Source organism: Pontibacter mucosus (genome assembly GCF_003054055.1).
Classification (GTDB): domain Bacteria; phylum Bacteroidota; class Bacteroidia; order Cytophagales; family Hymenobacteraceae; genus Pontibacter; species Pontibacter mucosus.
In genome coordinates, this window is record NZ_QBKI01000011.1 from 165,567 (window position 1) to 188,904 (window position 23,338).

The window sequence follows — 23,338 nt, forward strand, 5'->3', positions numbered from 1 at the left end:
GCAGAAAAAGATTAGGGAAGCCCCGGCCACAAGCCGGGGTTTTTGTTTATAGAGTAGTATAGTATACCATTTCGCAGGGCAGATAAGGCCAAAGGCATAGAAATTTTGTATACTTGCAACCAAATTTACTCAGACGTAAAACAGTGATGGAAATAGAAAAAGTAAAGTGCCTTATTATAGGTTCGGGGCCAGCCGGATACACAGCGGCTATCTATGCCTCCAGAGCCGGGCTTAACCCAGTCTTGTACCAGGGCCTGCAGCCAGGCGGTCAGCTAACGATTACCAACGACGTGGAGAACTACCCAGGCTACCCGGAAGGGGTGATGGGGCCGCAGATGATGGAGGACTTTAAGAAGCAGGCCGAGCGCTTCGGCACGGATGTACGCTATGGCATCGCTACCGCCGTTGATTTTTCTTCCCAGCCACACAAGGTTGTTATCGATGACCAGAAAACGATAGAAGCCGACACGGTGATCATCTCCACAGGTGCCTCGGCTAAATGGCTGGGCCTGGAGTCGGAGTCTCGCCTGAATGGTAACGGGGTGTCTGCCTGTGCCGTTTGCGACGGGTTCTTTTACCGTGGGCAGGATGTGGCCATCGTGGGTGCAGGTGACACGGCAGCCGAAGAGGCAACCTACCTGTCGAACCTTTGCAGTAAAGTATACATGATCGTGCGCCGCGGCGAGATGCGCGCCTCTACCATTATGCAGGAGCGGGTGAAACGAACTAAGAATATCGAGATTCTCTGGAACACGGTAACGGACGAAGTACTAGGTGAGAACACTGTTGAAGCCGTGCGTGTGAAGAACGTGCTGACCGACGAGACGCGCGAGATTCCGGTAAAGGGCTTCTTTGTGGCTATTGGCCACCAACCTAACTCAGAGATCTTCAGAGAGTACCTCAACCTGGACGAGAATGGCTATATTCGCACCATACCAGGTACCAGCAAAACCAATATAGATGGCGTATTCGCCTGTGGCGACGTGCAGGACTTTACGTACCGCCAGGCAGTAACCGCCGCCGGTTCCGGCTGTATGGCTGCCCTGGATGCCGAGCGTTACCTGGCTGCCAGAGGATTGCACTAATCTTTCAATGCAAATACACAACAGCGGCAGCATTTAAAGTATAAAGCTGCCCGGATTGTACTACAATAAAATGGCTGTGCTGCTGTTTAGTTTAGCGAATGACGTGCTGTGGGAAGGCAGCACAGCCAATCTCAGATGCAAATGTTGAAGAACAAAGCTCCTCTATTTTTTGTACTGGTCGCTCTTTGCCTGCTAAGCAGCATGGGCGGAGCCATGGCCCAGGGCAAGGTGAAGGACCTGTTTAAGGTCAAGACCCCCAAGATACAGTACGTGCGCCCGGACACCACCATCCTCATAAAGTATGAGGATTTCCCGGATGAGGACTCGGACGCCGACCAGTCGATTTATTTCAACCCCAAGAAAGAGCTCTCCATCGTAAGCGAGGATACATCGGAGCTGGATCTGGGCGAGCAACATATCGTGGAGGTTTCTGAGGAAGTGTTGATTGACTCTACCTGGATCCGGATTGCCGGATACTATGCGATTTGGGACACGCATAACATCAACCCATACCGCATGGATAGCCGTCAGATGAAGGATACCGTGGACATAAAGCTATACGACCCTGCCCAGAACCGTGAGTATAATATGCCGCTGGAAAAAACGCCCATTACGAGTAAGTTTGGTCCCAGGAGCGGCAGGTGGCACTACGGCACCGATATAGACCTCGACACAGGCGACTCCATTTATGCTGCCTTCGACGGGGTGGTGCGCATCAATAAGTGGGACGGTGGCGGCTACGGCAACTATATCGTGCTGCGCCACTACAACGGCCTCGAAACCCTGTATGGCCACATGAGCAGGACCATTGCTAAAACCGGCGATTTTGTGAAGGCAGGAGAAGTGATTGGTTTAGGAGGCAGCACCGGCCGCAGCTCGGGGCCACACCTGCACTATGAGGTACGCTATCAGGGCAACCCGCTGGATCCGGAGAATATTTATGATTTCCCCGATTACCTGCTCAAAGGAGACAGTTACCAGATTACGTCAGCCGTGTTTAACTATGCCAACCGGTCGAAGAGCGGCGTGAGCAGCGGGGGCCGACGCGCCGTGTACCACAAGGTGCGCGGTGGTGACACGCTATCCGGGATTGCCAAGCGATACGGTGTTTCCGTTAGCCAGCTGACGCGCCTGAATGGCATCAGTACTCGTACAACCTTGCGTGTAGGCAGATCGCTACGCGTCAGATAATAAAACAGCATCATGAAGTTAGATATACTTGCTTTTGCCTCCCACCCCGATGATGTGGAGCTTGGCTGCGCCGGCACGCTGGTAGCCCATGTGCAGGCGGGTTACAAAGTCGGAATTGTAGACCTCACGGAGGGACAGCTTGGTACCCGCGGTACCCCGGAGGGGCGCTTGCAGGAGGCCCGCGACGCAGCCGAAGTAATGGGGGTTGTGGTGCGCGACAACCTTGGTTTTGACGATGGCTTCTTCCAGAACGACCGGGAGCATCAGCTGAAGGTGATAGAGGCCATCCGTAAGTATAGACCGGAGGTGGTAATTGCCAATGCCATACACGACAGGCACCCGGATCATGGCAGGGGGGCAGCCCTCTTGTCGGAGTCGTGCTTTAAATCAGGTCTGAAGATGATCAAAACCCCGGGAGATCAGGAAGCGTGGCGGCCTAAGGCGGTGTACCATTACATCCAGGACCGCATGATCACTCCTGATTTTATCGTGGATGTAACCCCCTACTGGGAGAAGAAGCTGGAGGCCATCCGTGCCTTTAAATCACAGTTCTATAACCCGGACGATACCTCGCCCAACACTTATATTTCATCCCCGGAGTTTCTCGAGTTTATTGAGGCGCGGGCAAAAGAGTTTGGCCATGCTATCGGAACGACCTACGGCGAAGGCTTCACCAAGGAGCGGCACGTGGGCGTCAGAAACCTCTTCGATCTGATTTAAAGCAGACTGCGCGATAAGTTTCTATAAAAGGGAAAGTAGCTTAAGTAAGAGCTATTTTCCCTTTTATACTTTATACCTGTTCCTGAAAACAAACAACCTGCTGGCTGGTTGAGGTGTATCTGAAAGGATACTTACTAATATTTAGCTATGAGAAACAAAACGATATTACTGGCAAGCCGTCCGCAGGGTACGCCAACACTTGATAATTTCAAATTCGAGGAAAGGGAGGTGCCTGCCTTGCAGGAGGGACAGGTTTTATTGAAGGCTTTGTACGTTTCTGTAGACCCTTATATGCGGGGACGCATGAGCGATGCCGACTCTTACGTGGCTCCTTATAAAGTAGGAGAGCCCATTTCGGGGGGCATTGTGGCAGAAGTAGTGGAGAGCAACACCGACCAGTTTCCCAAGGGAACGGTGGTACTGGGCAACCTTCCGTGGCAGCAGTATATCGTCCACCACGGCAATGGGCTCAGGAAAATCAATCCTGCCATAGCGCCTCTTAGCTACCACCTCGGGATTCTGGGCATGCCGGGTCTTACGGCATACATTGGGCTGCTTCACATCGGCGCGCCTAAGGCCGGTGATACGGTTGTTGTATCCGGTGCCGCCGGGGCGGTAGGCACGGTGGTAGGGCAGATAGCCAAGCTAAAAGGGTGTCGCGTGGTGGGCATTGCAGGCTCAGACGATAAAACCAGTTACCTGAAGCAGGAGCTGGGCTTTGATGCGACCATCAACTATAAAACTGCTACAGACCTGAAGGCGGCTATAAAAGAGGCGTGTCCGGACGGGGTGGATGTATACTTTGATAATGTGGGAGGGGAGATCTCAGACGCGGTGTATCTCAACTTGAACAACTTCTCCCGTATCGCCATCTGCGGGCAAATTGCCTATTACAACAGTACCTCCGTTCCTACCGGTATGCGAGTAGAACCTATTTTGTTAAAGAGAAAAGCCATGATGAAAGGGTTTATAGTAAGTGACTACGCCGCTGATTTTGAGTCCGCAGCCGAAGATTTGGCAAAATGGGTGCAGGAGGGAAAACTACAGTATCAGGAAACCATCATGGAGGGTTTTGATAACATACCAACAGCATTTTTAGGACTGTTTAGCGGCCAGAACACCGGCAAACAGCTTGTAAAAGTTGCTGCACGGGAAGGATAAGCAGGGCCAATTGAGCTAGCCGCCTCTTTGGTGCTCGAGGGGTCCGATGAACATCAATAGATTAATGACCAGATAAGTATAAATAAAGAAGAATGAATAATTTTACGTTTTATAATCCGGTTAAAATACTCTTTGGCAAAGGCCAGATCAGCAGCATCACAAAGGAGATACCGACTGGTGCCCGTATCATGGTAACGTATGGCGGAGGAAGCATCAAAAAGAATGGCGTGTATGACCAGGTGATGGCGGCGCTGCAAGATTTTGAGGTAAGTGAGTTTGGGGGCATTGAGCCTAACCCGCACTACGAGACGCTGATGAAAGCCGTGGCGCTTGCCAAAGAGAAGCAGGTGACCTTTTTCCTGGCTGTGGGCGGCGGCTCTGTTATCGACGGGACTAAATTTATCGTGGCTGCCATGGAGTATGAAGGGGAGAATCCCTGGAACATCCTGGCCAAGCGGGAGCCGGTTACCAGGGCAACTCCTTTCGGTACGGTGCTTACCTTGCCGGCCACCGGCTCCGAGATGAACTCCGGCGCTGTCGTAACCCGCGTATCCACGAAGGAGAAGTTTTCCTTCGGAAGCCCTTTCACGTTCCCTAAATTCTCGGTGCTGGATCCGGAAACTACCTTTACGCTGCCCGCCAGGCAAATCAGTAACGGCATAGTAGATGCCTTCTCGCATGTGCTGGAGCAGTACCTGACTTACCCTGTGAATGCTCCTTTGCAGGATCGTATGGCAGAAGCTATACTTTTAACGCTGAAGGAAGAGGGCCCTAAGGCGGTACAGAACCCGCAGGACTACGATACCATGGCTAACTTTATGTGGGCCGCTACCATGGCGCTGAACGGAGTTATCCGGGTAGGGGTTCCTACGGATTGGGCTACCCACTACATCGGCCACGAACTCACAGCCCTGCACGGCATCGACCATGCGCGCACCCTGGCCATCGTGTTTCCGGCCTTGCTGCGCTACAAAAGTGAAACGAAAAAAGAAAAGCTGCTGCAGTATGGCGATCGGGTATGGGGTGTTGCCTCTGGCTCAGAAAGTGAGCGCCTGGAAGCAACCCTACAGGCCACCGTTGATTTCTTTGAATCGCTGGGAATTAAAACGCGCCTGTCGGATTACGAGGTGGGCGAGGACACGATCAACACCATCATCCGCCGTTTTGAGGAGCGTGGCGTGAAGGATCTGGGAGAGCGGGCTGACATTCAGATACAGGATGTGAAGGAGATTCTGACCCTGAGCCTGTAATATATTAAAGTATAAAGTAAAGGACATACGCCGCTGCAAGCTTTTGCAGCGGCGTTTTTTATGCTAGCAGCTGGTTAAGTAATGGCCGGAAAAAGTATAACGGAGCAGCAGTGAAAACAGGTAGCAAACCATACTGTTCTAACCAGCTGTTTCTTTTTACTTTGTGCCGTCAAGTATGCCGTTAAAGATAATCTTAACAAGCCCTTCGAACACTTCGCCGGGTGCTTTGGGCAGTTCCTGCATCAGCTTCTGAGGTACTTGTTCGGTAAAATCGGGGTTAAGGATGGTTTCCAAGGCGCTGGCATAGAGCAGCACGGCCATGGTGCGGTTTACATGCTCCCGGATATAGCCTTTCCGGTAGCCTTCGTCCAGCAGCGTGTTGAAGCGCAGGAAAGCAGCCTCGGTTTTATGTTTCTGCAGCTGCTGCCAGGCGGAAGGGGCGTGCCTTTTGATGTCCAGCACAAACTCCGGGTTTATGTAGTGGAGCTTGGTGCCCACAAAGCTGAAAATGCGGCTGGCTTTTTCCGGAAATGGCAGGTTGTCATCTACCAACATACGTTCCACCTCCCGCTGAATCTCCTGCCCGTACTGGCGGATTATCACGTTAAGCAGCTCCTCCTTTCCTGAAAAATACTGGTACAGGGTTTTCTTGCTCATTCCCAAGCGCTTGGCAAGGTCTGACATTAGTACCGTGCTATAGCCTTGCGTAAAGAACATATTTTTGGCTGCCTCGATAATCCTGGCGCGGGGGGTATCCATTGTTTCCATCAGAAAAGAGATGTTTTTTATACTTTATTGGCTGCACCCCAAAAGGGCACTTACAGCAAATATATGGATTTGTACAGAACCTGCAGGGAATATTGCCTGGGTGCGAGGCAGTAAAGTGAAAGAGGCAGCTGGTAAAGTATAGCTTTTCAAGTATATTTAGAAATAAGATACTATCCTATGCCTCACAAACTTAAGCTGCTTTTTCTCTGCTGGCTTGCCTTTGCAGGTTCTGCTGTGGCCCAAAGCAAGCTCGCCAAAAGTTTCCAGCGGATCCCCTATACGTATATTTACCGTCTGTCAGCTGATGAGGTGAAACGGTTCTACCAGAAAGGTGCGGGCGAAGTGGATGAAAGCTTCTTTCATACCTTGTATAATTCCTATGCCGCCTATACAGTCAACCCAGAGCAGCTCCCGCACGGGCACTACCTGTTTGCCTACGCCTCCGGCCTTGATCTGGCGTATGAGCTGAAAAGTATAAATCCATACTCCATTATGCTCCCACCAAACCAACTGGGTGCAGGAGCCAGGGCAAGTGCAAAAGGATTTCGTGGTGAAGACATACTTCAAGGGCACTGAAGAAAATGCTGTGCTGGAGGCAGGCAAACCGGTAGAGCTGGTCGTGGAGTTAACCGCAAAAGCCGATGCGGACTTTGTGATGCTTGAAGTGCCGGTGCCGGCGGGCTGCTCTTATGCAGACAAAGGGCGGCTTGGGAAGGGGGAGGTGCACCGGGAGTACTTCCGCCACAAAACGGTTATCTTCAGCGATTCTTTAAAGAGAGGGACCTATACCTACAGCATCATGCTGCAGCCCCGGTTCAGGGGCAAGTATAGCCTGAATCCGGCAAAAGCCTCGTTAATGTACTTTCCGACTTTCTTTGGGCGCGAGAAACAGAAGCAGGTAGAGATAAGGTAACGTTTTTGTGCAATTAGGAAACTTTTGTATCCCTGGAAAGCTTTATATAGCCATAAGTAGCTAATTTATACGATATTACATCATTGGTTTTCTTAGATAAAGTATTTAATATATAGCCATAGCGTTATCTAATTCGATGTTATAATATCATAAATTTAATCTGGTTAGGGCTTGTATTTTAAAAAACTGTCTTCTAAATTGCATCAAGCGCATTCGGCATAGGGGAGCCGGAACCATTAACACTACCGACGACAGTTAGTTAATCAAGTTTAAAACAGGGCTGAAACTGAAAAAGAGCTTATGAAATTCTTTTACACAGCAACACCATCAATCTAACTTTTAGCCAATGCTAGACATCATCAACCTAATTGCATTCTCCGGTATTTTTAATGTATTATTTTTTTGGTATGCTTCTACCAAAATGAGATCCAAGCCGGACCCGGTAAAAACCTTGATCGTTTCGTTCGTGTTCTCTATTCCGCTCAGCTTCCTGCTGATTGGGGTATATACCACCATGCTGATCTACGCGGCCAGAACCGGTGCCAGCGAAGATGCCATGTGGGAGTATATGGAGCAGGAAGAACTGCAATAGCCTGAATTTACTTTACTAACATACTTCTGAAACAGCGATAGCCACCCTATGGAGGATGGCTATCGCTGTTTTTATACTTTCAAAATTAGTGGCTTCCGGCGCTGCTGCCCATGTCGTTGCCGCCGTCCTGTATGTCGGAACTGCCACGGCTTCCGCTTTTCTGAGACGGGGCACCGCCCACCTTGCCTTTCATCATGTCTTTGTTGTCGACGTTCTGACGCTGCCCGGTGGGGTTGATGTTCGGCACCTTATTGCCTTCGTTCATCGTCTTGTTCACGTCCTCTTTGTTAAGCTTATCCTTCTTTCTGTCGTTCGTATTCATCTTGTTAGTCAATTAAAGTTTTACAAAAGTTTTCGTGCGGCCTTAGTACCGGTCCTCCCGGTCCCCTTGCCCGCGCTCGGGGTGGCGACTGGTGTAGTTGCCGTGGTAACTGCGGCGATCACCGCTAAGCCGTCCGGTTAAAGGATTGTAGTGCCTGTTCCAGTCCGGGTCGTAGTTACTGGAGCCGTCGTAACCATAGCTCAGCGAGCCAGCCTGGTTTCCATAATTGGCGCCTTCTCCCTGTCCATAGTAATCGGGTCCATAGTTTGCGTCGAAATTACTTAGCGCCCCTCTGCCGCGGCTCTCGATGCGGTCATGCACGCTGCGGTGCTCCCGACGGGCATCGTTACCATACCCGCCGCTGGATGGGTGTCGCTGCTCATCCCAGTTGCTGTTGTCGCTGCTGCGGTAGCCCCTGTCTTGGTCACGGTAGTAGCGGCTGTCGGCGTTGTAATTGTCATGGTCGTAGCCACGGTTGCGGCTGGTGTCCCGGTTGGGAGTGTTATAGTCTTGGTTGTAGTTGCGGTTGTAGTCCTGGTTGTAATTCCGGTTATAGTCGTATTCCCGGCGGCCCCTTTCACGGTCGCTTCCCCAATCCCAGGTCGACACGTTGCGGTGGTCGCTGGAGATATCCTGCCGGTAGGCGCCACGGTAGCTGTCCTCATCCACACGGCGGCGCTCGTCATCGCCACGTCGTTCATACCTGTCTCTGTCCCGGTTCCAATAGTTTGATTCCATAGTCATTCAAATTTGGTTGATGTACACTTTTTAACGGATGCCAGAGGCTTGGGTTTAGCCCTTTCCTAACCCTGGGCCGCATGCCCGCCGTAGAACCAGGTAGTATTGTACCATCAATCTTTAAAGAAACAAGCTATGAGAGACGACAGAAGAGAGAACTTCAGACGACAGGAAGAGTACCGCGAGGACCCGGACGCACAGTGGCTGCACACGCACCATCACGGGCAAAACTCCGATAGGGGAAACTACACCGTGGATACGCAATTTAACAGGGGCTACGGCACTAACCGGGCCAGCCAGTTCGGCGACAACACCAGCTTTAACAGCAACGAGGACCAGTGGCAAATGTACCCGCAGGGCCGCTTTCAGGCCGGAGGGGCGCAATACAGCGGCCAGGACTATACGCGAGGCAGCCGTAGCGATGACAACCCTTACGGCATGACCTACGTGCCAAGAGATGATCACAACTCCGGTCGCCACTACGAGCCGCAGGCCGATTACTCTGACCGCGATTACAGCGACCTCCGCCGCCAGGGCCAGTCCAACTACCGCTCTGGCATGGCCGATGAGCGCTTCGGCCATGATGTGCGCCGTGGCGACAACAGCGGCAGCTGGGCGCGCGGGCAGCGGGGAGACTATGAATCCTACCGTCGCTACGAGCAAGGCAACCGCAACTACGACAACGACTACAGCGGCGGCTTCAGCGGCCGTAACTATACGCCGGGCACCGAGCACTATGGCGAGGGCGGCCGCTACAGCCGGCTGGATAACCGGCACGACCGTGGCGGTAACAGCGACAGAGAACGCTACATGCGCGATCGCGACCGCCGCTAATGGCCAAACAAAAGTATAACATGTATAACCAAGGCGGCACCAGCTCATAAGGTGTCGCTTATACTTTAAAGAATTATGAGAGACGAAAGAGATATGCATTACGGCGACTATAGCCGCCACTACGAACAGGAGGGGTATGGAGACCAGGATAATTGGCGCCGCCACGGCCGGGAGCACGCCCACTCAGGCGACACACGGCATGAGCCGCGACGTCATTTCCGGCTCCAGCACAGCCAGGAGTATGGCCGCAGGGGAGGGGAAGCCGGAACCCGCGAGGACTTTTACAACGAGATGTACGACATCTCGAACTATACCGACATGCCGCGCTCAGCGGATTATGGCCTGCCCCGTGGCGCCGAGAACGACCTGGACATGGTAGAGCGCTTCCCTTATGCGGAAGGGCCTTACGGAGGGCAGCCAAGGCATTACCGCTACAACACCGGCTATAACCCCAACTATGACAACCCCGAGGAGGGGGACATGTACCGCGACTTCGACAGCCGCGGAAACCATGGCTATCGCCACGATGCCTCCTATGGCAACCAGGACGAGTTCCGGGAGTTCGGTAATGACCGCTACGGCCGGCACGACCAGTCCAACCAGGGCTACTACGGGTATTTTGGAGGCTACAACAGGTAAGATGTACATTCTTTGTAACCTTACCGTATAAGGAGCTGTACATTGTATTAAATTTCCATCTGAGAAAAGGCCGCGGCAGGAGCTGCGGCTTTTTTTATGCTCCACAGTGCCCTTCATCTATACTTTCCGAAAGTATAGCTTTATACTCTTTTAGCAGCAAGCGGCGCAGTTCCCACTCTTACATCTATACTTTATACCTTATGGTCTCAAAAAAATCAGGGGAAGTGTTTGGTGAATATTATACTATGTCGTATGTTTACGTCATACTTCATTAAGCACATGACTTACACCAAAGCCACAGCGTTTAGCCCAGAGCAGCAGGAGGTAGCCCGCATTGCTAAGGTACTCTCGCACCCGGCGCGCATTGCCATTCTGCAGCACCTGGCCGAGGCCAAGACCTGTATCTCAGGCGATATTTCCAGTGCCTTGCCGCTGAGCCGCACCACCGTGTCGCAGCACCTGACCGAGCTCAAGAATGCCGGGTTGATAAAAGGCGAAATCGACGGCCTTACCGTCTGCTACTGCATCGACCAGGAACAGTATGACCGGGCCAGGCAACTGCTGGAAAGTATGCTGGCTGCCATTAAAAGCAGCTGCTGTACCGATACCTGTTGTTAACATAATTCTTCAACCGATAAATAAATATACAGATGAATACTTCCCTTTTTCCGCGGATGCACGTGAGCCTCTACGTGTCCGATATCCAAAAAACCACGCAATTCTATACTTCCTTTTTCGGCCAGGAGCCTGTTAAGGTAAAGCACAACTACGCCAAGTATGTGCTGGAGCAGCCTTCGCTCATCATTTCCTTTGTCGAGAATCCGGAGCGGGTGCAGGCGCACTTTGGCCACATGGGTATCCAAGTGGAGACCAAGCAGGAGCTGGAGCAGCGCCTGGAGGTGGCCAAGGCCAAAGGCCTGGTGATGAAGGAGGAAATCGGCACGGCCTGCTGCTATGCCGTGCAGGATAAGTTCTGGGTGGAGGACCCGGACGGGGTGCAGTGGGAAGTATACTACTTCCACGAGGATGCCGAGTTCAACGACCCGCACTACGAAAGTGCCGACGCCAGCGCCTGCTGCATGCCGCCTGCCCAGGAGCAGAAGCCAAAAGTGCAGCTCGCTGACATCAGCATCATGACAGATTTTGAGGGCCAGGCCTGTACGCCCGGCAGTGGCTGCTGCTAAGAAGAAAGTATAAAAAACATCAGCAGATGAAGTATAAGCAGTTCACCTGTTGATGCTTTTAGCCTTTTAGATAAACCAACACTCACGTATGAAGATAGCTTTCTTTAGTGACATCCACGCCAACCTGCCTGCCATGGAGGCGGTACTGCAGGACCTGGAGCAAAAACAACCCGACATGGTATACTGCCTCGGCGACCTGGTAGGGTATAACGTATGGGCCAACGAGGTTGTGGAGCTCATCCGGAAGCACCGCATTCCCACCATCGCCGGAAACTACGACGAGGGCGTGGGCCTGCACAGCGACGATTGCGGCTGCGCCTATAAATCCGAAGAGGACAAGTCCCGCGGCAGCCAGTCCATCGACTACACCAACCAAATTATCAGCCCCGGGAACCGGAAATACCTGCGCGAGTTGCCGCGCCACCTCCGGGTAGATTTTCAAACGGAAGAAGGGGAGAAGCTACGGATTTTAATGGTGCATGGGAGCCCGCGCAAAATTAACGAGTACCTGTTCGAGGACCGGCCGGAGAACAGCCTGCTCCGCATCATGGAAGACGCCGGGGCAGACATCCTGCTTTTTGGCCATACCCACAAGCCATATCACCGGCAGTTGGAGTCGCATGGAAAGTATAAGCACGCTATTAACCTGGGTTCTGTGGGCAAGCCGAAGGACGGGGACCCGCGTGCCTGCTATGTGCTGCTCGAACTGAACGAGAACAGCTCCGCCGCCGTGGCCGAAAGTATAAACGTGACTTTCGTGCGCGTGCCGTACGATGTGGAGCAGGCAGCCCGTGCCGTGGAGGAGAGCCCATTACCCAATGAGTTTGCGGACATGCTGCGGAACGCTTATTAAAGTATAAATATTAGCTATTTATACTTCGCTACTTAAAGTATAACTCTATATTACATGACAACCTGCAACCCCACTTATAAACGGCTACGCCTTTCCTTTCTGGACCGCTACCTGACCCTCTGGATTTTCCTGGCGATGGGCCTTGGCGTGGCGCTTGGGTACTTTGTGCCCGGCATGGAGGGCTTTATCAATTCCTTCCAGAGTGGCACTACCAACGTGCCCATCGCCCTGGGCCTGATTCTGATGATGTACCCGCCGCTGGCCAAGGTGCGCTATGAGCAACTGGGCAAAGTGTTCCGCAACTTCCGGGTGCTGTCGGTGTCGCTGGTGCTGAACTGGGTAGTGGGGCCGGTGCTTATGTTCCTGCTGGCTGTCCTCTTCCTCCGCGATTACCCTGAGTACATGGCCGGGCTGATTCTGATTGGCCTTGCCCGCTGCATCGCCATGGTCATTGTTTGGAACGAGTTGGCGGAGGGCGACCGGGAGTACGCGGCCGGCCTGGTGGCGTTTAACAGTATTTTCCAGGTGCTTTTTTACAGCCTTTTTGCCTATGTTTTCATCACGGTGCTGCCGCCGTACTTTGGCATCGAAGGGGAGGTGGTCAGCATTGGTATGGGTGAGGTGGCCGAAAGTGTGGCCATTTACCTGGGCATTCCCTTTGCCGCGGGGCTAATCTCCCGTCTGGTGCTGAAGAGGTTAAAAGGCGAGGAGTGGTACCAGCAGAAATTTCTCCCGGCCATCAGCCCGATTACCTTGGTTGCATTGCTCTTTACCATCGTGGTGATGTTCAGCCTGAAGGGCAACACCATTGTCAGCATTCCTTTTGACGTGCTGCTGCTGGCCGTGCCACTGGTCATCTACTTTGCGGTGATGTTTCTCCTGAGCTTTTTTGCCGGCAAGCTGGTGGGCGCCGATTACGCGCAGAATGCAGCCATCTCGTTCACGGCGGCCGGAAACAACTTTGAGCTGGCTATTGCGGTGGCTATCGGTGTGTTCGGCATTCACTCTGGCCAAGCCTTTGTCGGGGTGGTGGGGCCGCTGGTGGAGGTACCGGTGCTTATACTTCTGGTAAATGTGGCGCAGTGGCTGCGAAAGCGGTTTTACCCCGCACCGGTGGCACCGGAGAAAGTGCTTCGCTAACCAACGTATAAACTTGAAGTATACTTCTAAAGCCCGCCGAAAGTATGGCGGGCTTTTTTATGCCCCCTGTTCAGATTTCCTTCAGACTTCTTGCCTAAATTACCGTTTCTGAAGAAAACTATGAAAGTATTAGTAATAGAAGACGAAATCGCCCTGAAGGATTCGATTGTGGCGTACCTGAAGCAGGAGGGCTATACCTGCGATGCCGCTACAGATTACCCCAGCGCCCTGCTCAAAACTGCCTCGCACACCTACGCCTGTGTGGTGGTCGACCTGACCTTGCCTGGCGGCAATGGCCTGAACATCGTGCGCTCGCTCAAAGAAAATAACGCCGATACCGGCATCATTATTATTTCTGCTAAAAATGCGCTGGACGATAAAATCACGGGGCTGGAAGTAGGCGCCGACGATTACCTGACCAAGCCTTTCCACTTGTCGGAGCTGAATGCGCGGCTGAAGTCGGTGCTGCGGCGGCGCAATTTTAACGGGCAAAAAGTGCTGCGCGTGGGGGAGGTGGAAGTACAGCCCGATGCGGCCGAGGCCTCCGTGGCGGGCAAGCAACTTACGCTCACCCGCAAGGAGTACGAACTGCTCTTATACTTTGTCTCTAACCGCAACCGCGTGCTTACCAAGGAGTCCATCGCCGAGTACCTTTGGGGCGACCACATCGAAATGCTCGACTCGCTCGACTTTGTGTACACCCACATCAAGAACCTGCGCCGCAAGATAGTGGAGGCCGGCGGCCAGGATTACATCCAGACGGTGTACGGGCTGGGCTATAAGTTCATGAGCCCATGAGAGTACTGACCAAGACCAGTTTATACTATCTGCTGGTATCGCTGGTGGTGTTTGCGGTGGGCGGCACGGTGTTTTACCTGTCGTTGCGCGAGGAGATTTACGATGAGGTGGACGATCAGCTCTTCACCGACAAGGAGAACATCATCGCCTACATCCAAAAGCACGACCGCCTCCCCAACGTTACCTCCGGCATCTCGGAGGCCATACACGTGCGCGAGGCCGACCCGGAGAACCTTGTGATGGAGCACCTGTCGGACACGCTCATCTACAGCACCTACGACGAGGAGGACATCCCGTTCCGCAAGCTCACCTTTACCGTCTACCGCCAGGGCAAACCTTACGAGTACACGATCTTCAAGTCGCTGATGGATTTTGACGACCTGACGGAGAGCACGGTGCTGGCCATGATCTGGATTTTTATACTTTTGCTCGTCGGGCTGGTGTTCGTAAACTACTACACCAATAAGTATACCTGGCGCCATTTTTACGACACGCTTGCCCGGATTAAGGAATACCGCCTGAGCCACCACCAGCCGCTCATGCTGAAGGAAAGCTCCACCACCGAGTTTGAGGAGCTTAACCAGGTGCTGCAAAGCATGACCGGCAAAATTCACAGCGACTTTCTCAACCTCAAGGAGTTCACCGAGAACGTGTCGCATGAGATACAGACGCCGCTGGCTATCGTGAGCAGTAAAGTGGAGCTGTTCATGCAGTCCGAAAACCTGACCGAGGAGCAGGCCCAGATGCTGTCGGACATGTATGGCGCCCTGAACCGGCTGGCCCGCCTGAACAAGTCGCTCATCCTGCTCACCCGCATCGAGAACCGCGAGTTTACTGTTGAGGAGCAGGTGCCGCTGCACCGGCTGCTGCAGGAGCAACTCACGCACCTGCAGGAAATCATCAGCATGCGCGGCCTGGAGTTGGAAGTAGAGGAGATGGAGGAAGTATACGTGCAGATGAACAGCGGCCTGACGGACGTGCTGCTGCAGAACCTGCTCAACAACGCCATCAAGCACAACCACGCGGGCGGAAGTATAAAAGTACTGCTAAACCGGCAGAAGCTCTGCATCCGCAATACCGGCGAGGCCCCGCAGGACCAGCCTGAGCGGCTGTTCGGACGCTTCCGCACCGGCGACGATGCCGTGGGCTCGTTGGGCATCGGGCTGGCACTCGTCAAGAAAATCTGTGACCTCTACGGGCTCCTCCCCAAGTATAACTTTAAAGACGGCGAACACAGCCTCTGCATTTATTTTACAAAATAGCCTTCGTCACAGCCCTTCCTTCAGATTCTCTTCAGATTCCGAAAGTATACTTGTATAAACAGGTAGAATATTAACACTTAAGTATATGAATAGGAAGTTTTTGTTGAATATGCTGCTGGGGGTGACTGTTATGTGGGGAGCCACCTCGTGCAGCGAGATGAATGAGGAAATAGCCGACATCAGAGGGGAAATAAGTGAGTTGTGGGAGAAAGTTGAAGTTCCGGAGGCAGTGATGACACAATTTGCCTCTCTTTACCCGGATGTGAAAAATCCCGATTGGGAAGAGGAGCCGGAAGGGTTTGAGGTGGAGTTTGACCTGGGCGGGCGTGAGCGAAAAGTGCTGTTCAGTGCTACAGGAGAACTGTTGAAGGTAGAGGAGGAAATTAATACTACGGGGCTGCCCCAAGAGGTGATAAAGTATGTGCAGGAGCATTTTGCCGACTTTACCATAGATGAGGCCAACCTGGTAAAAACAGGCGAAACACTGAAGTATGAAGTGGAACTGGAGAGCCGGAAAGGCGAAGTAGAGCTGCTTTTTGACCAGAGCGGGAAACTGCTTGCCCAACAAGGTGCGCCGGTAGCATCAGCCGGTCCGGAGTTCCTCCAGGCATCGGTAGTAGGGGCGCTGCTGCCGGAGGCTGAGAAAACCAACGCCTTTGCCAACCCGGTTTCCTCCTGGGAGTTGCCGGCCGAGCTACGGGAGGTTTCCAGCATCGCCCTGCTGGAGGACGGGCGCATGGCCTGCGTGCAGGATGAGAAGGGAAGCATCTTTGTCTTTAACCTGAAAACCAACAAGCTGGAGGAAGAGCATCCTTTCGGGGAGCCGGGCGACTACGAGGGACTGGCTATTGACGGAAACAAAGCTTACGTACTTCGCAGCGACGGCACCGTGTTTGAAGTAAGTGACTTCCAAAGCAAGAAGCCGCAGGTAAAAACGCACAAATCCGTACTTTCCGCTAGCCAGGATACCGAGGGGCTCGCCCTCGACAAGGCCAATAACCGTTTGCTGATTGCCTGCAAGGGACACGATAAAGCGCTGGGGCAGCATAAAGGCATTTATGAGCTCAACCTCAGCACCGGTAAAATGAACCCGGAGCCCGTTATCCGCATCCCCTTGGACCAGGAAGTGCTGAAGCAGCCTGTACCTGGAAAGAAGAAAGTGAAGGATGGGTACGATGTGCTGCAGCCCTCTTCATTGGAGATACACCCGCAAAGCGACGAGTATTACATGCTGGATGCAGTGAATAATCGCATTATGGTTTTAGAAAAAGATGGAAGCATCACTAAATCTGCCAACCTGGATGAGGAGCAGCTACGCCAGGCCGAAGGACTTGCCTTTGGAAACAACGGCGAAGTATACATCTCCAGCGAAGGAAGCAAAACAGGGAAGGGTGTTATCCTGAAGTATGAAGCTAGTTTATAAGCTATATTTTCCTGAAAGAGACGGGGCAGCGAACAACTCGCTGCCCCGTTTTTCATTATAGCTGGCGTCGGGCTATGCAACTGGTTGCGCCTGCTTTTCCTGGTGCTCATTTACCACAAACAACGTGCGGGTAGGGTAGGCAAAGTCGATGTTGAGCTCCTGGAATTCTTTGAAAATGCGCAGGTTAATGCGCTGCTGTATGTCCATGTAGTCGTTGTAGTTCGACGACAGCACGTAGTATACAACCTCAAAATCCAGGCTGGAGTCGCCGTACGATGTAAAGTGGGCGCGGTCGAAACGCACCATGTCCTGATCCTCCACAATTTGGCGCAGCAGCCCCGGTATTAGTTCCAGCTGCTCATAGGTGGCCTGGTAAACCACGCCGAGCTTAAACACCACGCGCCGCTGTTGCATCTGCTTGTAGTTGTGAATGCGGGAGTTGGTTAAATCTGAGTTGGCTACCACCAGCTGCTCTCCCGAGAGGCTTTTGATGCGCGTCGTTTTTACCCCGATTTTGTCAACCACCCCCGACTTGTCATCGAGCACGATAAAATCCCCTACCTCAAAAGGGCGGTCAAAAAAGATAACGAAGTAGTTGAAAAGGTCACCGAGAATGTTTTGGGCCGCCAGGGCCACGGCAATACCGCCGATGCCAAGGCCCGCAACGATGGTGGTAACATTATAGCCCAGGTTGTCGAGCAGCGTAAGCAGGCCCAGCCCCCAGATAGTCACGTTCAGGACAAGTATAACCCCACCCAGTTGCTTCACCTTCTCCTCGCCATGCTCCTGCTTGCCTATGTAAGAGCGCAGCAGCAGGATAAGCGTCGTGGAAACAATGCGGATGGCCAGGAAGGTACAGGCGACAATCAGGGCCACATGCAGCACGTTGTCGAGTTTGGGCGGGAGCTGCAGGTAGTTTAGGGCAAAGTATATTGCAAAAATATAGAGGGCCGGAATCCCAAAACGGTCTATACTTTCAACTAAGTGACTGTCCAGGTTAGACTTCGTGCGCGCCGTTAGCTTGGCTGCCCTGGTTAACACGCGTTTCCTGAAGAATGCGATTAAAGTGAAGCTAATAAGCAGAATAGCTATCACAATAAGATATGATTGTATAGTGTTATGGAAGTATACTTGCTGGAGAAAATCTGTCATAGATAAGGTAAATAACTAAAAATTTATAGTTTGTTCTGAAAGCTGAACAGAACAAGTATAAAAAAACAGCACCCGGAATGCAAACCGGGTGCTGCCCTTTCATGGTAATCTAAGTTATTTAAGCTTCAAAATCAGCGGTGCCTTAGGGGGAAGGCTCACTTTCGGCTGGCCCAGGTTGTAGCTCTGGCCGGTTAGTACGTCTGTACCCTGCTTTATACTTTTCAGTTGGGGTGCGAATTTCGCCAGCTCCAGCTCGTAAGGCTTTTCGTTCTTGTTCAGGATCACCATCACCTTCTCATCGCCCTGCTCCCGGAAGTATACATACACCCCCTTGTAAGGAGCGTAATGCGTCAGCTTGCCTTTGTGCACGGCCTCCGATGTTTTGCGCCAGTTCAGAAGCTCTTTGGTGAATTGCTGCATGTCCAGCTGCTCTTTGGTGAGCCCTTGCCCCGTGAAGGCGTTCACTTTGTCGCCGGGCCAGCCCCCCGGAAAATCCGTGCGGATGATGCCGTGGTAGCCGCGCTGATCGTTATGCATGAGAATTTCGGTACCATAGTAGATCTGCGGAATACCGCGCGTGGTGAGGATGTAGGCCAGCGCCAGTTTGGTCAGGCCGGCATCCTGGTTCAGCTGCGTGTAGATGCGGTCCATGTCGTGGTTGTCTGGGAAAACGACCAGGTTCTGCGGGGCGGCGTAGAGGAAATCCGTGGCCAGCACATTGTAGAGGTGCAGCCAGCCGGTATCCCAGCCGCTCTCATCGTCGCGCAGGGCGGTGGTTAAAGCCGCCTGTATCGGGAAGTCCATCAGGCTGGGCAGGTAAGAAGTATAGCCGTTCGGATTTTGCTTGCCCCGTTGCCAGTAAGCCACAATGGCCGGATTCAGCGACCACTCTTCGCCCACTACGTTAAAGTTCGGGTACTCTTCCATCACACGGCGTGTCCACTCGCTCATGAAGGCCGGGTCGGGATAGGAGTAAGTATCCATTCGTATGCCGCCCAGGTCAGCGTACTCAATCCACCAGAGGGTGTTCTGAATCAGGTAGGTGGCCAGCAGCTCGTTGCGCTGGTTCAGGTCAGGCATGCTTGGTACAAACCAGCCATCGTTGAACAGGTCACGGTCGTAGGCCGCGGCATAAGGATCCTGGATGGCCTCGCGGCGGTGGTTGGTTTCCTTGTACGTCTGCTGGTAGTTAAGCCAGTCGTCGGTGGGCAGGTCCTTCATCCACCAGTGCTCGGAGCCGATGTGGTTGAGGATCATGTCCATCACCAGCATTATACCTTGCTGGTTGGCCAGTTTCGATAATGCTACATACTGCTCGTTGCTCCCAAAGCGCGGGTCCACCTGGTAGTAGTCGGTAGTGGAGTAGCCGTGGTAGGATGTTTTGGTCTGGTTGTTTTCCAGCAGCGGGTTTATCCAGAGCGCCGTAAAGCCCATGTCCCTGATATAATCGAGGTGCTGGATAATGCCGGCGATGTCTCCGCCGTGGCGGCCGCTTTTATCGGAGCGATTAATCTGCTCTGTCATACCCTTCACGTTATCGTTTTTGGTGTCGCCGTTGGCGAAGCGGTCAGGCGTGATAAGGTAGATAACATCCGAGGTGTTAAAGCCCTGCCGGTTGGCGGAATTGGTCTCCCGCTGCTTTACCTCATAAGTATAACGGTGCACGGTTTTGTTGCCCTGCTTGAGCTGAAGTATAAACTTGCCCGGTTTTGTCTTGCTCATATCCAGGTTCAGGAACAGGTAGTTGGGGCTTTTAACCTTCACAACATCTTTAAGTGATACGCCCTCGTGTTGTATGACTGGCGTAAGGGCGCTGATGTTAGCCCCGTGGAGCATGAGCTGCAGGTTCGGGTCTTTCATGCCGGCCCACCAGAAGGCAGGCTCCACCCGGAGTTTTGGTGCCTGCGCGAAGGCGTTTAGCTGCAGCAGGACCAGGAACAGGAACAGTATACAGTGTTTGTGCCGGTGCATAAGTATAAAGCTTAGGAAGTGGAGTACTGTTATACTTACATAGCCCGCAACGTATACTTTTATCCCTCCAGTAAACGCATTTCTTGTTTTAGGTTCTGCCGGGCCTGCTGCTCCAGCTGCCCGCGCATAATTGGCGTGTGGTAAAGGTGCTCCCGCGATAGGAAATGCTGCAGCACCTTCCTGCGTCCCTGCCGGTAGGCTACGTCCGGGAACATGCGATACTCTTCCCGTATCTGCTGGCTATACTTCTGGTACTGCTCCCCGGGAGCGCCAAGTATAGCCAGGTCGAAATCAAGCAGGAGGTTGGCATCTGGCAAGGACTGTGGCAGATGCTCTCTGGTGGCCAGAATCAATTGCGAAACATGTGCTACTTCAGCAGCAGGCACGCCCAATTCCGGCAGCCTTGTACGTGCAAGCGCCGCACTTTGCACCTCGTTATCCTGGCGGGTTGGGTCGTAAACCGCGTCGTGGTAGAAAATGGCAAACTGAAAAGCGCGGGGCTGCGCTATAGAAGCCAGCTGCTCGAAAGTAAGCTGAAACAGGTGTCGGAGGTGCTGTAACGTATGGTAGTGCCGGCCAGGGGAATTATAGAGCTGCTCCAGTTCCTGCCATCGCTTTTCCTGTAGTGCGCGATCAGAAGTATAACCGGAAGAAAGGCGGAGCCATAGCAGGTGTAGGTCTGGCATACTTATACCTTTACGGATTCATTTATGCGCAACGGAACTACCTGCCATGTCGCATGAATTCCCCTCCTTGGAGGGGTTAGGGGTGGGTTTGATGGCAAATTCATTGCAGATGCGCATATTGGTATTAGCGGCTTGTTAAAAACAAAGCAGGCTACCTTTTCGGTAGCCTGCTGGAGTATAAATTTGATGTTACTTAAAAATCACCCCATCTGCCACAAAGCGCAGTTCCTCACGTGGTTCGGTGATGGCGGCAATCTCCTCTTCTGATTTTCCGGCGTCCTCAGCGAAGTGGCGCAGGTCATCCACGGAAACTACTTCTTTCTTGGCTGTACCGGTAAACACCACCTGGCGGCCTTCCAGGTTTGTGGTGGGCACAAAGAACCCGTAATCCCGGAACGTAACTTTCATCTGAGAGCCGTCGTCCAGCTTCACGTCCATCCAGCACCCTTTTTTCTGGCAGCTTTTTTCTATCTCGGCAGCCACGGTGGCTTGTACCGAGTCCTTATCGGCCAGCGTGGCTTCGAGGGATGACACGGGAATGACATTTTCTTCCGCAAACGGGGCACCATAGGTAGCGCCGGCTTCTGCAGTGGTTGCCTCTGTGGCGGTCTTCGCATCGGTGGTTGACTGGTTGCAGGCGAAAGTGGCCGCGGCAAGGAAAAGTAGTAGCGTAGTTTTTTTCATGTAAGGGGTTTATGTTGATGGTTTACAAATATAGGGATAAGTGCCATATAGGCAAATCGCATCAAATAATGTGTATAATCCAGAATTCAGGGTTGCTGCTTTACTATAAGTATACTTTTATAAGATACTATAAAGCAACTAAGTATAGTTTACCTGGATGTCAGCTCCACCCAGCGTGCGCGGTCTATAGTAATGGTGAAGCGGCCCGTGAGCAGGGGGAGGTAGGCGACGGGGAGCGAGGCCTGAAAGTCTTCCATCTGCAAATCGAGCGTGGCGGTAAAGTATAAGGAGGTGCTCTCCGGGGAGAAGGTGACGGGTACCTGCAGGTTCCGGGTGGTGTTCTGCAGCCTTACCTCCACCTTGCTCGATACCGTTTCCGGGCTCAGGTTCCCCGCGTTTATCTGTTGCACAGGGGCCGCCATCGTGATGTAGAGCTGCGGGTAGCGGGCACCATACAGCACCTCGTAGGCCATATTCCGGGGAATGGAGTCCTGCAGGGGGAGCAGCGTTTCTACCGGTAGGATGCACTCGAGTTGCTGCATTTCACGGTTGTAGCGCACCAGCACCTGGTCCGACATAAACTCATAGCGGGCATCGCTTCCATCGAGCGTCAGCAGTATCCGGTTGCTGCCGGTGTAGGGCGATCGGTTTCGCTGGGCGTTAGCCACCAATCCAAAGAGGAACAGGGGCAGTAACAGCAGGTACAGAAGTCGTAGTTTTATCGTCATAGAGTCGCGTTGATAGGTGAATGAATACCTGTACTAACGCAAACTGTCGGGCAATGGTGGCTGGCAAAAGCATACTTTTCCTCCGGAAATCAGTACAACAAATAAAAAGCCAGGGAGTTGTTAAAGGAAAGGCCCGCAACGACCAAATTATACGGTTTTTCCAAAACTATAACATGGGAGTGAAAGTATAAATTACTACATGTAGTGTGTGCAACAGGCAGAGGAGCAGTGCCTGCTTTCTGAGCACAGGAAAAAGGAGCACAGGATGAATCAGGATAAGAAAAATCAGGTAAACCATAAGCAGCGGTCAGGCTTCAAGCGGATCGACAGGATGCATCCTATCCGGATGTTGCTATACCTGAGCATGGTGGGGATTGGGGTGCTGTTCTTTGTGCTGGTGGTTGCCTTTGCGCGCACGGGAGGTTTTCCGCAGGCGCAGTTTGAGTTGCCCAAGTTCTTCAGCGTCAGCACCGTTATACTTCTCTTCAGCAGTTATACTATCTCCAGGGTGCCGCGGCTCTACAAGCAGGAGAAGCTAAAGAAACTGGCCCGCTACCTGGGCATCACCCTGACGCTGGGCCTGCTCTTTATCGGTGCTCAGTTTATCGGCTGGAACGAGATGAGCCGGAGCGGGGTCTACTTCTCCGGTAAATCCTCAGGAACCTACCTTTACCTTATCTCGGCCCTTCATATCCTGCACCTGGCAGGGGGCATCATTTTCCTCTCGTTCATGGTGTTTAAAACGATGTATGTCAACAGCGACGCTGTGCGCAGCCTGGTTTTTATCCGCGACCCGTTCCGACGGTTGCAACTGACCATGCTCCGAAGCTATTGGCATTTCCTCGATTTCCTGTGGCTGGGCCTCTACCTGGTGCTCCTCTTTATGTCCTGAAGTATAAGGAGTTCAGTGCATAAATATCAAGCAAAGCTTACCGTTCATAAAGTTTCCTGCCTAAGTATTAAGAAGAAAGGTGCGGCCATATTATACTTTACCGCACAATTGTCACACTTCCCTTGTAGGTAGTGGTGCCGTAATCGAGCACGTAAAAGTATACCCCATCGTTCACCCCGTAGCCGTCCCACCTGAAGCCGCTGTCCTGGCTGCGAAATACCTCCTTGCCCCAGCGGTTGTAGATCTTAATGCTGCTGAACGTCAGTTTGTCTAAAAACCTCTGCTTGGTGCTTAGTTAAAGATAGTGATTTGAAGATATATTGTCCTAAGGGTGTGGCATTTTATTCGTTGG

General features: G+C 52.6%; 27 protein-coding genes. 18 read left to right on the plus strand and 9 right to left on the minus strand.

The window, feature by feature from the left end; translation table 11 throughout:
* The first annotated feature begins 146 nt into the window (after window positions 1-146).
* From trxB to C8N40_RS19280, 5 genes are all read left to right on the plus strand, one after another.
* Entirely contained in the window at window positions 147-1,085 is a 939-nt protein-coding gene (trxB, locus tag C8N40_RS19260; RefSeq protein ID WP_108213443.1) for a thioredoxin-disulfide reductase, read from the plus strand.
* A gap of 141 nt (window positions 1,086-1,226) precedes the next feature.
* The gene (locus tag C8N40_RS19265; protein WP_170114158.1) at window positions 1,227-2,276 is read left to right on the plus strand and encodes a M23 family metallopeptidase; all 1,050 of its coding nucleotides are present in this window, start codon (window positions 1,227-1,229) and stop codon (window positions 2,274-2,276) included.
* 12 nt (window positions 2,277-2,288) lie between these two features.
* Complete coding sequence (gene bshB1 / locus C8N40_RS19270; RefSeq protein ID WP_108213444.1) at window positions 2,289-2,996, plus strand: bacillithiol biosynthesis deacetylase BshB1; 708 nt, start codon at window positions 2,289-2,291, stop codon at window positions 2,994-2,996.
* A 147-nt stretch (window positions 2,997-3,143) separates the two neighbouring features.
* Window positions 3,144-4,157 (plus strand): NADP-dependent oxidoreductase, encoded by a 1,014-nt coding sequence (locus C8N40_RS19275; protein ID WP_108213445.1) that lies wholly within the window; start codon window positions 3,144-3,146, stop codon window positions 4,155-4,157.
* A gap of 92 nt (window positions 4,158-4,249) precedes the next feature.
* A complete protein-coding gene (locus C8N40_RS19280) occupies window positions 4,250-5,407 on the plus strand; it encodes an iron-containing alcohol dehydrogenase (RefSeq protein WP_108213446.1) in 1,158 nt (385 codons plus the stop codon).
* Between the two features lie 156 nt (window positions 5,408-5,563).
* On the opposite strand, the gene C8N40_RS19285 is transcribed toward C8N40_RS19280, so the two are convergent.
* Complete coding sequence (locus C8N40_RS19285) at window positions 5,564-6,175, minus strand: TetR/AcrR family transcriptional regulator (RefSeq protein WP_108213447.1); 612 nt, start codon at window positions 6,173-6,175, stop codon at window positions 5,564-5,566.
* A gap of 177 nt (window positions 6,176-6,352) precedes the next feature.
* Between C8N40_RS19285 and C8N40_RS22480 the strand changes: the two genes are divergently transcribed.
* From C8N40_RS22480 to C8N40_RS19300, 3 genes are all read left to right on the plus strand, one after another.
* Window positions 6,353-6,751, plus strand: a complete 399-nt coding sequence (locus C8N40_RS22480; protein ID WP_146173605.1) for a hypothetical protein — start codon at window positions 6,353-6,355, stop codon at window positions 6,749-6,751.
* Complete coding sequence (locus C8N40_RS19295) at window positions 6,726-7,088, plus strand: alpha-2-macroglobulin family protein (protein WP_146173606.1); 363 nt, start codon at window positions 6,726-6,728, stop codon at window positions 7,086-7,088. Before C8N40_RS22480 ends, C8N40_RS19295 begins: the two co-directional genes overlap by 26 nt.
* A 421-nt stretch (window positions 7,089-7,509) precedes the next feature.
* A complete protein-coding gene (locus C8N40_RS19300) occupies window positions 7,510-7,680 on the plus strand; it encodes a hypothetical protein (RefSeq protein ID WP_245756065.1) in 171 nt (56 codons plus the stop codon).
* A gap of 85 nt (window positions 7,681-7,765) precedes the next feature.
* Here the strand turns inward: C8N40_RS19300 and C8N40_RS19305 are convergent, their stop codons facing one another.
* Together C8N40_RS19305 and C8N40_RS19310 are read right to left on the minus strand one after the other, a co-directional pair.
* Window positions 7,766-8,002, minus strand: coding sequence for a hypothetical protein (locus C8N40_RS19305; RefSeq protein ID WP_108213450.1), 237 nt, complete (start codon window positions 8,000-8,002; stop codon window positions 7,766-7,768).
* 42 nt (window positions 8,003-8,044) lie between these two features.
* Window positions 8,045-8,740, minus strand: a complete 696-nt coding sequence (locus C8N40_RS19310; RefSeq protein WP_108213451.1) for a hypothetical protein — start codon at window positions 8,738-8,740, stop codon at window positions 8,045-8,047.
* A 135-nt stretch (window positions 8,741-8,875) separates the two neighbouring features.
* Here C8N40_RS19310 and C8N40_RS19315 point away from each other — a divergent pair, with 135 nt between their 5' ends.
* The 9 genes from C8N40_RS19315 (at window position 8,876) to C8N40_RS19355 (ending at window position 16,873) form a co-directional block, all read left to right on the plus strand.
* Window positions 8,876-9,574 (plus strand): hypothetical protein, encoded by a 699-nt coding sequence (locus C8N40_RS19315; RefSeq protein WP_108213452.1) that lies wholly within the window; start codon window positions 8,876-8,878, stop codon window positions 9,572-9,574.
* A gap of 75 nt (window positions 9,575-9,649) precedes the next feature.
* Window positions 9,650-10,213, plus strand: a complete 564-nt coding sequence (locus tag C8N40_RS19320) for a hypothetical protein (protein ID WP_108213453.1) — start codon at window positions 9,650-9,652, stop codon at window positions 10,211-10,213.
* Between the two features lie 252 nt (window positions 10,214-10,465).
* A complete protein-coding gene (locus tag C8N40_RS19325; RefSeq protein ID WP_108213454.1) occupies window positions 10,466-10,831 on the plus strand; it encodes an ArsR/SmtB family transcription factor in 366 nt (121 codons plus the stop codon).
* Window positions 10,832-10,863: 32 nt separating this feature from the next.
* The gene (locus C8N40_RS19330) at window positions 10,864-11,397 is read left to right on the plus strand and encodes an ArsI/CadI family heavy metal resistance metalloenzyme (protein ID WP_108213455.1); all 534 of its coding nucleotides are present in this window, start codon (window positions 10,864-10,866) and stop codon (window positions 11,395-11,397) included.
* Between the two features lie 88 nt (window positions 11,398-11,485).
* On the plus strand, window positions 11,486-12,250 hold the full coding sequence (locus tag C8N40_RS19335; protein WP_108213456.1) for a metallophosphoesterase family protein: 765 nt from the start codon (window positions 11,486-11,488) through the stop codon (window positions 12,248-12,250).
* Between the two features lie 54 nt (window positions 12,251-12,304).
* Complete coding sequence (gene arsB, locus C8N40_RS19340) at window positions 12,305-13,390, plus strand: ACR3 family arsenite efflux transporter (RefSeq protein ID WP_108213457.1); 1,086 nt, start codon at window positions 12,305-12,307, stop codon at window positions 13,388-13,390.
* 120 nt (window positions 13,391-13,510) lie between these two features.
* Window positions 13,511-14,188: a response regulator transcription factor gene (locus C8N40_RS19345; protein ID WP_108213458.1), complete on the plus strand. Its 678-nt coding sequence runs from the start codon at window positions 13,511-13,513 to the stop codon at window positions 14,186-14,188.
* Complete coding sequence (locus tag C8N40_RS19350) at window positions 14,185-15,450, plus strand: sensor histidine kinase (RefSeq protein ID WP_108213459.1); 1,266 nt, start codon at window positions 14,185-14,187, stop codon at window positions 15,448-15,450. The genes C8N40_RS19345 and C8N40_RS19350 overlap by 4 nt, the downstream gene beginning before the upstream one ends.
* An 85-nt stretch (window positions 15,451-15,535) precedes the next feature.
* On the plus strand, window positions 15,536-16,873 hold the full coding sequence (locus C8N40_RS19355) for an SdiA-regulated domain-containing protein (protein ID WP_108213460.1): 1,338 nt from the start codon (window positions 15,536-15,538) through the stop codon (window positions 16,871-16,873).
* Between the two features lie 72 nt (window positions 16,874-16,945).
* On the opposite strand, the gene C8N40_RS19360 is transcribed toward C8N40_RS19355, so the two are convergent.
* From C8N40_RS19360 to C8N40_RS19380, 5 genes are all read right to left on the minus strand, one after another.
* Window positions 16,946-18,025: a mechanosensitive ion channel family protein gene (locus C8N40_RS19360; RefSeq protein ID WP_108213461.1), complete on the minus strand. Its 1,080-nt coding sequence runs from the start codon at window positions 18,023-18,025 to the stop codon at window positions 16,946-16,948.
* Between the two features lie 114 nt (window positions 18,026-18,139).
* A complete protein-coding gene (locus tag C8N40_RS19365) occupies window positions 18,140-19,996 on the minus strand; it encodes a glycoside hydrolase family 13 protein (protein ID WP_108213462.1) in 1,857 nt (618 codons plus the stop codon).
* Between the two features lie 59 nt (window positions 19,997-20,055).
* Window positions 20,056-20,682 carry an HD domain-containing protein gene (locus tag C8N40_RS19370; protein WP_108213463.1) on the minus strand — a complete coding sequence of 209 codons (627 nt, stop codon included), beginning with the start codon at window positions 20,680-20,682 and terminating at the stop codon, window positions 20,056-20,058.
* Between the two features lie 189 nt (window positions 20,683-20,871).
* Entirely contained in the window at window positions 20,872-21,366 is a 495-nt protein-coding gene (locus tag C8N40_RS19375; protein ID WP_108213464.1) for a DUF4920 domain-containing protein, read from the minus strand.
* Window positions 21,367-21,515: 149 nt separating this feature from the next.
* Complete coding sequence (locus C8N40_RS19380; RefSeq protein ID WP_108213465.1) at window positions 21,516-22,094, minus strand: hypothetical protein; 579 nt, start codon at window positions 22,092-22,094, stop codon at window positions 21,516-21,518.
* 265 nt (window positions 22,095-22,359) lie between these two features.
* On the opposite strand from C8N40_RS19380, the gene C8N40_RS19385 reads away from it, so the two are divergent.
* Complete coding sequence (locus C8N40_RS19385) at window positions 22,360-22,986, plus strand: cytochrome c oxidase subunit 3 (protein WP_108213476.1); 627 nt, start codon at window positions 22,360-22,362, stop codon at window positions 22,984-22,986.
* A gap of 97 nt (window positions 22,987-23,083) precedes the next feature.
* Here the strand turns inward: C8N40_RS19385 and C8N40_RS23495 are convergent, their stop codons facing one another.
* Window positions 23,084-23,251 carry a T9SS type B sorting domain-containing protein gene (locus C8N40_RS23495; RefSeq protein WP_425440668.1) on the minus strand — a complete coding sequence of 56 codons (168 nt, stop codon included), beginning with the start codon at window positions 23,249-23,251 and terminating at the stop codon, window positions 23,084-23,086.
* Between the last annotated feature and the right edge of the window lie 87 nt (window positions 23,252-23,338).